Consider the following 8,191-nt stretch of genomic DNA (forward strand, 5'->3'; position numbering starts at 1 on the left):
GCCGGTGGACCGCCGGGCGCCGCCACGCCGCCGCCGTCAGACGAGCCCGCGGGTGGCCCGCGCGGGCGGCCGGTCGCCCCGCAGCACGCCGACCATCTCCAGGGTCCGGCGCGTCGCCCGGACGTCGTGCGCCCGGAACACCGTCGCGCCCTGCCAGGCCGCCACGACCGTCGCCGCGAGGGTGCCCTCCAGCCGGTCGTCGACGGGCAGGTCGAGGGACTCCCCCACGAAGTCCTTGCGGCTCAGGGCCATGAGCACGGGATGGCCGAGCTCGACGAGCCGCTGGGTGCGCCGGGTCAGGTGGACCGAGTGCCACGTCGTCTTGCCGAAGTCGTGCGTCGGGTCGACGAGGACCGAGCGCGGGTCCACCCCGGCCTCCACAGCGCGGCGCGCGGCCGCGGTGAGGGTCGCGAGGACGTCGAGCAGCACGCCGTCGAGCGGGTCCGCCCCCGGCGCGCCCGGGTGCTGCGGACGAACGCCGTCCGGCATCGGGTACCGCGGCCGCCACGGGTCCGTGCGCGGCGGCAGGCCCCCGGTGTGCGAGCAGACGATGCCCACGCCGTGCCGGGCGGCCACCTCCACGAGCCGCGGGTCGTGGCCCGCCCACGTGTCGTTGATGAGGTCCGCCCCTGCATCGACGACGACCTCGGCGACCTCGGCCCGCCACGTGTCGACGCTGATGGGCAGCTCCGGGAACGCCCCGCGGACCAGGCGGACGAGCGGCAGGACGCGCTCGAGCTCCTCCTCGACGGTGACGACCGGCCCCCGACCGGCCCGGACGCCGCCGATGTCCACCAGGTCGGCGCCCTCCTCGACCGCCCGCGCGACCGCCGCGAGGGCGACGTCGTCGTCGGCCGCGCGGGCCGCCGCGTAGAAGGAGTCGGGCGTGCGGTTGACGACCGCCATGACCGCCCCGCGGTCCGGGGCGAGCACGCGGCCCCGCAGGACGAGCGGGACGCCGGCGGCCGGGACGTCGGCGCGGGCACCCGACGACGGCGCGTCGTCGGCGGTCGGGAGGGGCTCGCTCACGGCGCCATCATCGACCATGGCGGCGCCGGCGCAGGCACCGGGCGCCGCCACGTCTCAGCGTCGCCCGGCCTCCGTCCACGACCCCGTCCGGGGTCCGGTCCTGCGTCCCGCCCCGGCCTCAGCGGCCACCGGTGGAGTCGGAGGCGCGCTCGGACTCCCTCTCCGCCTCGGCGTTGGCCCGGACCGCCGCCTTCTCCGCCAGGAGCGCCTCGCTGCGCTCCTGGACGCGGGCGACCGCCTCCTCCGCCGTGTCGACGATCTCCAGGAGCTCGAGGTCGACGGCGTCGATCGCGCCACGGCCGAGCACCTCGCCCCCGAGCCAGTCGACGAGACCCTGCCAGTAGGAGCGCCCCACGAGCACGATGGGGAAGCCGGTCACCTTGTGCGTCTGCACGAGCGTGAGGGACTCGAAGAGCTCGTCGAACGTGCCGAAGCCGCCGGGCAGGACGACGAAGCCCTGCGAGTACTTCACGAAGCACGTCTTGCGGGCGAAGAAGTAGCGGAAGTTGACGCCGAGGTCGACCCAGTCGTTCATGCCCTGCTCGAACGGCAGCTCGATGCCCAGGCCCACGGACAACCCGCCGCCCTCCGACGCCCCCCGGTTGGCGGCCTCCATGATGCCCGGGCCACCCCCGGTGATGACCGCGTAGCCGGCCTCCGCCAGGCCCCGGCCGACGGCGCGCCCGGTCGCGTAGTCGGGGCTGTCGGGCTTGGTCCGCGCGGAGCCGAAGACGCTCACGGCAGGCCCGACCTCGGCCAGCGCGCCGAAGCCCTCGACGAACTCGCTGGTGATCCGCATGACGCGCCACGGGTCCATGTGCAGCCAGTCGGCGTCGTCCCCCTGCGCCAGCAGCCGCTGGTCGCTGGTGGACCGGGGGATCTGCCCGCGGCGGAGCAGCACCGGGCCGCGCCGGTAGCCGTGCCCGTTCGCGCCGTGCCCGGTGCCGTGCCCGGTCGCGCCGCCCCGGCCGTCGCCCGTGTCCCCTCCGGCGTCCTGCGCCGGTCCCGTCGTGCCGCTCTCGTCCATGGGCACGAGCCTACGAGCAGGTCACGACGGCGGCAGCGCGGACACAGCCGTGCGTCAGCCCGTGGGCTCGGTCAACCAGGTCCGCAGCGCGAAGAAGCACGTGTCGAGGTCCGCGACGGGGCAGCGCTCGTCGTCGGCGTGCGCGAGGGAGGGGTCGCCCGGACCGAAGTTCACCGCGGGCACGCCGAGCTCCGCGAACCGGGCCACGTCCGTCCAGCCGACCTTCGCCGCCGGCGTCCGCCCCGTGAGGCGCTGCACGGTGGCCGCGAACGCCGCTGCCGCCGGGTGGTCCAGGCCGGGCCGGGCGCCCGGGGCGAGGTCGGTCACCTCGACCTGCGCGCCCGGGATGCCCAGGCCGTCGACGAGCGCCCGCACCCGGTCCACGGCCTCCTGCGGCGACAGGGCGGGCGCGAACCGGTAGTTCACGGTCACGACGCAGCGGTCGGGGACCACGTTGGTGGCGATCCCGCCGGTGATGAGCACGGCGCTGAGCGACTCGCGGTAGGTGAGGCCGTCGACCTCGACCTCCTCCGCCGGGTGGTCGGCGAGGGCCTGCAGCAGGGGCGCGGCCGCGTGGATGGCGTTGACCCCGCGCCACGCGCGGGCCGAGTGGGCGGCCCGTCCGGGGAGGGTCACCTCGACCCGGAGGGTGCCGTTGCAGCCGCCCTCGATCGCGCCCGACGTCGGCTCGCACAGGACCGCCAGGTCCGCGCGCAGCCACTCGGGGTGGTGCCGCACGAGCCGGCCCAGGCCGTTGAGCTCGGAGGCGACCTCCTCGTGGTCGTAGAAGACCCACGTCACGTCGCGGACCGGTTCGGTGACCGCCGCCGCGCACGCGAGCTGCACGGCCACGCCGCCCTTCATGTCGACGGTGCCCCGCCCCCACAGCTCCGCGGCGGCCCCCTCGCCGAGGAGCCGTGTCGGCAGGTTCGCCGCGACCGGGACCGTGTCGAGGTGCCCGGCGACGACGACGCGCTCGGCGCGCCCGAGGTGGGTGCGCGCCATGACGGCGTCCCCGTCGCGCAGCACCTCCAGGTGCGGGAGCGCACGCAGCGCGGTCTCCACGAGGTCCGCCAGGCGGGTCTCGTCCCCGCTGACGGACGGGACGTCGCACAGCGCGCGCGTGAGCGCGAGCACGTCCGACGTGAGGTCGAGCGCGGGCGTCGTCGGCGGGGCGGCGTTCACACGGTGACCTTATCCGCGGGGCCCCGGGGGGCTCGCCTACCCTTCGACATCATGACCGCGCGCACTGCCTGGGGCCACGGCCTGGCCACCATCACGCTCCCCGACCACCGGTCCACCGGACCCGACGACGGCCAGGTGCTCGACGTCTGGTACCCCTCCCCCGCCCTCGGGGAGCCGGACGGCTCCGAGCCGCCGGCGGACCTCGCAGCGGCGGCCGGCACGGACGAGGCGCGCGGGGTGCGGACGGTCGTCGTGACCACCCGGGTGGACCTGGACGAGGCCCCCGCCGGCACCGCGGACGCCTACCTGCGCCTGCACCTGCTGTCCCACCGGCTGGTGCAGCCCCACGGGCTGAACCTGGACGGGATCTTCGGCGTCCTGCCGAACGTGGTGTGGACGGACCGCGGGCCCTGCGCGGTCGAGGGGTTCGAGGCGACGCGCCTGCGGCTGCGGACGGCGCACGGCGTCGCCCCCACGGTCCTCGGGGTGGACAAGTTCCCGCGGATGGTCGACTACGTCGTGCCGGCCGGGGTGCGGATCGCCGACGCCGACCGGGTGCGCCTGGGTGCCCACCTCGCCCCGGGCACGACCGTCATGCACGAGGGCTTCGTCAACTTCAACGCGGGGACCCTCGGCACGTCGATGGTCGAGGGCCGGGTCTCCGCGGGCGTCGTCGTCGGCGACGGCAGCGACATCGGCGGTGGCGCCTCGATCATGGGCACCCTGTCCGGCGGCGGGCGGTCCGTCGTGTCGGTGGGGCGCCGCTCGCTGCTCGGCGCGAACGCGGGCCTCGGCATCCCGCTGGGCGACGACTGCGTCGTGGAGGCCGGGCTGTACCTCACGGCCGGCACCAAGGTCACCCTCGTCGGGGCGACGGACGACGAGGGCCGGCCCCGCGTCGTGGCGGCCCGGGAGCTCGCCGGCCAGGACGGCCTCCTGTTCCGCCGTCACTCCGTCACCGGGGCCGTGGAGGTGCTCGCCCGTTCCGGGCGCGGCATCGAGCTCAACGCGGCCCTGCACGCCAACTGAGCCGCCGCACGCCGTGGTGAGCTCCTCCCTCCCTCCCCGCGGGCGACCGGGACGCCCTCGGGGCGCCGGGCGCGCCGCCGGCGGCACCCTCGTCCTCGTCCTGGTCGTCGGCGCGGCGGGCCTCGGCGTGGCCGCCCTCCTCGAGCGGCTCGACGTCGGCCCGCCGTCCCCGGTGCGCTGCGCCGCCGAGCAGGACGGCACCCGGTGGTACCTGGAGCCGGACCAGGCCGAGACGGCTGCGCTGCTGTCCGCCACGACCGTGCACCGCCAGATGCCGGCGCGCGCCGCCACCATCGCGCTGGCCACGGGCCTGCAGGAGTCGAAGCTCCGCAACATCGACTACGGCGACCGCGACTCGGTGGGGATCTTCCAGCAGCGCCCCTCGCAGGGCTGGGGCACCGTCGAGCAGATCCTGGACCCCGTCTACGCGACCAACGCCTTCCTCGACGCCCTCGACCGGGTCGAGGGGTACGAGGAGCTGGAGGTCACCGTGGCCGCGCAGCGGGTCCAGCGCTCGGGCTTCCCGGACGCGTACGCCCAGCACGAGGCCCGGTCACGGGCGTGGGCGTCCGGGCTCACCGGGTGGAGCGCCGCCGCCGTGACGTGCGACCTGCGGGACCCCGACGGGGCCGGAGACCCGGCGGCGCTCACGGCGCGGGCGCAGCGCGACTTCGCGGGCACGGTCGGCGCCGTGGTCGACGAGTCCGGCACGGTGGTGCTGGACGGCGCCGGGCTCGCCGGGGGCGACGCGGCCCGTGCCGGCTGGGCGGTCGCGCACTGGGCCGTCGCGGTCGCCGAGCCCCACCACGTCGTCGCCGTGGAGCACGCGGACCAGCGGTGGGACCGGGCGGAGGGCGCCTGGGTCCCCGCCACGGAGCCGCTTCCGGCCGGTCAGGTCCGGGTCACCCTCGCCGGCTGACCGGCTGCCACCGACGGCAGGCGGCACGGGCGACAGGGGTCGCGCCGCCCGCCACACCTGCCGACCCCCGCGCCGAGCCGGCGGCCGGCTCAGCGGGCGTCGATCGGGGCGACGTCGCGCGTCGTCGGGCCGGTGTAGACCTGCCGCGGGCGACCGATCTTGGTCGCCGGGTCGTTCACCATCTCGCGCCACTGGGCGATCCAGCCGGGCATCCGGCCGACGGCGAAGAGCGGGGTGAACATCTGCGTGGGGAAGCCCATCGCCTTGTAGATGAGGCCCGTGTAGAAGTCCACGTTGGGGTAGAGCTTGCGCTCGATGAAGTAGTCGTCGTGCAGCGCGATGTCCTCGAGCCGCATGGCGATGTCCAGCATCTCGTCCCGCTTGCCGAGAGCGGACAGCACCTCGTCCGCCGCCTTCTTCACGATGGCGGCGCGCGGGTCGTAGTTCTTGTAGACCCGGTGCCCGAAGCCCATGAGCCGGACGCCCTGCTCCTTGTTCTTCACCCGGCGCATGAACTCCGTCGCGTCCCCGCCGGAGCGCTGGATCTCGGTGAGCATCTGCAGCACGGCCTCGTTCGCGCCGCCGTGCAACGGGCCGCTGAGCGCGTTGATCCCGGCCGAGACGGACGCGTAGAGGTTGGCGTGGCTCGACCCGACGATGCGGACTGTGGAGGTGGAGCAGTTCTGCTCGTGGTCGGCGTGGAGGATCAGGAGGAGGTCCAGCGCCTTGACCATCGTCTCGTCCGGCTCCCAGATGGTGCCGTTCGGCTGGAAGGCCATCCGGAGGAAGTCGGCGACGTACCCGCGGCCCCGGTCCGGGCCGATCATCTCCTGCCCCAGCGCCCGGCGGTGGGCGTACGCGGCGATGGTCGGCGCCTTCGCGAGCAGCAGCACGGTGGCCAGCTCGACCGTCTCGGGGTCGAACGGGTCGACGCTCTCCGGGTAGTAGCCCGGGAGCGCGGAGACGGCGCTGGACAGGACGGCCATCGGGTGGGCGTTCTCCGGGAAGGCCCCGATGAGCGCCTTGAAGTTGTCGTGCAGGTGGGTGTGCCGCTCGACCCGCTCGGTGAACGCCGAGAGCTGGTCCGCGCTCGGCAGCTCGCCGTGGGTGAGGAGGTACGCCACCTCGAGGAAGGACGTGCGCTCCGCGAGCTGGTCGATGGGGTAGCCGCGGTACAGCAGCACGCCCTCGTCGCCGTCGATGTAGGTGATCGCCGACTCGCAGGAGGCGGTGTTCATGAAGCCCGGGTCCACCGTGACCAGGCCGGTCTCCTTGAGCAGCGAGGCCACGACGACGCCGTCGTTGCCCATGGTCGCGGGGCGGACCGGCAGCTCCATCGAGCGGTCGGCGACGCGCAGCTCCACCGGTGTGGTCGCAGTCTGGGTCATGCTTCCTCCTTGCAGCAGACCCAGCGCGAGGTGTCGGCGGGTCCGGACGTGCGGGCGGGCGTCGTCGGCCATCGGTAAGCGTACGTTCGCCGGGACGGGAGGCGGAAACCCAACGAGGGTTCAAGGTCCCTTCGGGGGCGTGATCCCCGTCACAGCGGTCTACCTCAAGAGAGTTCCAAGATAGTCGCAGAATGCGTCAAGGGCAGGTCAAGTCCGCTCGTCACCGCGACAGGTCATGGGATGACGGCCTGGGCCCAGGTCCCTCTAGGCCCCCGTGAGGCGCGATGCGGCGCGCGCGACGTCGTCGTCGGACGCCGTCAGCGCCACCCGCACGTGGCGCGCGGCGGCCGGGCCGTAGAAGGCGCCGGGGGCGACGAGGATCCCGAGCCCCGCGAGGTCGGCCACCGTGGCCCAGCCGTCCTGGCCCGCCCCCGCGGCGCGCGCCCACAGGTACAGCCCGGCCGGCGACCCGTCCACCTCCAGGCCCGCCGCCTCCAGCCCGCCCAGGAGGACCGCGCGACGACGGCGGTACCGCTCGCGCTGGGCGTCCACGTGGGCGTCGTCGGCCAGCGCCGCCGTCATGGCGGCCTGCACCGGCCCGGGGACGATCATGCCGGCGTGCTTGCGGAGCTCCAGCAGGCGCCGGACGAGGGCTCCGTCCCCGGCGACGAACGCGGCCCGGTAGCCGGCGAGGTTGGACTGCTTGGACAGGGAGTGCACCGCGAGGAGCCCCCGGGTGTCGCCGTCGGTGACGCGCGGGTCCAGGAGGCTGGGCACCCCACCGGTCACCCAGGGCTCGGCCCAGGGCAGCAGCGCGTAGCACTCGTCCGACGCCACCACCGCGCCGGTCCGGCGCGCGGCCCGGACGACGCGTCGCAGGTCCTCCACCCCGAGCACGGCGCCCGTGGGGTTCGACGGCGAGTTCAGCCACACCAGCCGGACGTCGTCGCGGCCCTCCCACGCGGCGACGTCGTCCGCCGGGAGGGGCTCGGCGCCGGCGAGCCGGGCACCCACGTCGTAGGTCGGGTACGCGCACTCCGGGTGCACGACGACGTCCCCGGCCCCCAGGCCGAGCATCGACGGCAGCCACGCGACCAGCTCCTTGGAGCCGACCGTGGGCAGCACCGCGTCCGGGTCGAGACCGGGCACCCCGCGCCGCCGGGCGAACCAGTCGACCACCGCCTCGCGCAGGGCGGGCGTGCCGTGCGTCGTCGGGTAGCCCGGCGCGTCGGCGGCCGCGGCCAGCGCCTCCCGCACCAGGACCGGCGTCGGGTCGACCGGCGTGCCGACGGACAGGTCGACCAGGCCGTCGGGGTGACGGCGCGCCACCTCCTTGAACGGGACGAGGGTGTCCCAGGGAAAGTCCGGCAGGCCGCCGGTCAGCAGACCCACGTCAGGACGCCGGGACCGGTGCGGTCACGCGCCGTTCTGGGGGGGCAGCGCCGCCACGATCGGGTGGTCGTGGTCGATCTCGCCGAGCTTCGCCGCACCGCCCGGGGAGCCCAGGACGTCGAAGAACTCGACGTTGGCCTTGTAGTACTCGCTCCACTGCGCGGGGACGTCGTCCTCGTAGTAGATCGCCTCCACGGGGCAGACCGGCTCGCAGGCCCCGCA

Annotated in this window: 8 protein-coding genes; 2 read left to right on the plus strand and 6 right to left on the minus strand. The window is 75.2% G+C overall.

Features of this window, described 5'->3' with window-relative positions; genetic code table 11:
• Positions 1-36: 36 nt before the first annotated feature.
• The 3 genes from folP to dapE all read right to left on the minus strand — a co-directional run bounded on the left by folP (position 37) and on the right by dapE (position 3,241).
• On the minus strand, positions 37-1,029 hold the full coding sequence (gene folP / locus N866_RS07660) for a dihydropteroate synthase (RefSeq protein ID WP_245612429.1): 993 nt from the start codon (positions 1,027-1,029) through the stop codon (positions 37-39).
• Between the two features lie 118 nt (positions 1,030-1,147).
• Positions 1,148-2,056 (minus strand): LOG family protein, encoded by a 909-nt coding sequence (locus tag N866_RS07665; RefSeq protein WP_081802437.1) that lies wholly within the window; start codon positions 2,054-2,056, stop codon positions 1,148-1,150.
• Between the two features lie 54 nt (positions 2,057-2,110).
• Positions 2,111-3,241 carry a succinyl-diaminopimelate desuccinylase gene (dapE, locus tag N866_RS07670; protein ID WP_034224941.1) on the minus strand — a complete coding sequence of 377 codons (1,131 nt, stop codon included), beginning with the start codon at positions 3,239-3,241 and terminating at the stop codon, positions 2,111-2,113.
• A 51-nt stretch (positions 3,242-3,292) separates the two neighbouring features.
• On the opposite strand from dapE, the gene dapD reads away from it, so the two are divergent.
• Positions 3,293-4,270 (plus strand): 2,3,4,5-tetrahydropyridine-2,6-dicarboxylate N-succinyltransferase, encoded by a 978-nt coding sequence (gene dapD, locus N866_RS07675; protein WP_034224943.1) that lies wholly within the window; start codon positions 3,293-3,295, stop codon positions 4,268-4,270.
• Between the two features lie 16 nt (positions 4,271-4,286).
• Positions 4,287-5,189: a hypothetical protein gene (locus tag N866_RS07680; RefSeq protein ID WP_052022561.1), complete on the plus strand. Its 903-nt coding sequence runs from the start codon at positions 4,287-4,289 to the stop codon at positions 5,187-5,189.
• 89 nt (positions 5,190-5,278) lie between these two features.
• Here N866_RS07680 and N866_RS07685 read toward each other — a convergent pair whose 3' ends face one another.
• The 3 genes from N866_RS07685 to N866_RS07695 all read right to left on the minus strand — a co-directional run.
• Positions 5,279-6,577 (minus strand): citrate synthase, encoded by a 1,299-nt coding sequence (locus N866_RS07685; protein ID WP_081802439.1) that lies wholly within the window; start codon positions 6,575-6,577, stop codon positions 5,279-5,281.
• 264 nt (positions 6,578-6,841) lie between these two features.
• Positions 6,842-7,969, minus strand: coding sequence for a succinyldiaminopimelate transaminase (gene dapC, locus N866_RS07690; RefSeq protein ID WP_034224945.1), 1,128 nt, complete (start codon positions 7,967-7,969; stop codon positions 6,842-6,844).
• A 24-nt stretch (positions 7,970-7,993) separates the two neighbouring features.
• On the minus strand, positions 7,994-8,191 hold a 198-nt coding region (locus N866_RS07695), incomplete at its 5' end, for a 4Fe-4S dicluster domain-containing protein (RefSeq protein WP_162177301.1).

The organism is Actinotalea ferrariae CF5-4, assembly GCF_000603945.1.
GTDB lineage: Bacteria > Actinomycetota > Actinomycetes > Actinomycetales > Cellulomonadaceae > Actinotalea > Actinotalea ferrariae.